Source organism: Mycoplasma sp. CSL7475-4 (assembly GCF_024834065.1).
Classification (GTDB): domain Bacteria; phylum Bacillota_I; class Bacilli_A; order Mycoplasmatales; family Metamycoplasmataceae; genus Mycoplasmopsis.
The window spans coordinates 1-474 of record NZ_JANUYA010000028.1 but is presented as its reverse complement, the minus strand read 5'-3'; the positions used below and the strand labels follow the sequence as shown (position 1 = coordinate 474).

Genomic DNA, 474 nt, shown 5'->3' with positions numbered 1-474 from the left:
TTTACAAACGCTTGAGAACAAAAAAGGGTAGGTGATATATTTGAAATAACACGTGGTGAAGTAATATCGACAACAAAACTTTCTCCTATAAAATCATCAAAATATATCTATCCTGTGTATTCTTCAAAGACCGTTAATAATGGGCTTTTGGGATATCATACAGAGTACTTATTTGATACAGCTATAACTTGAACTACAGATGGAGCTGGTGCGGGAAAAGTTGCGTTTAGACCTGGAAAATTCTATTCAACTAATGTTTCTGGTGTTTTGTTAGGCAAAATAGACTATACAAATAATGCCGTCGCACATGCATTAAATAATGTCGCTTATAAACATGTTGCAAGCGCTGGAATACCAAAATTAATGAACAATGTTATGGCAGAAATTAAAATATGCATTCCGCCGTTAAGTGAAGAAACCAATAAGATTTCTATATTAATAAATTCATTAAATATGGTTGTATCACTTCTTCAG

General features: G+C 32.7%; 1 protein-coding gene. It reads left to right on the top strand.

Annotated features, from left to right (window positions below; all coding sequences use genetic code 4):
- The coding region (locus NXS15_RS03775) for a restriction endonuclease subunit S (RefSeq protein ID WP_259290525.1) at window positions 1–474 on the top strand (474 nt) is incomplete at both ends.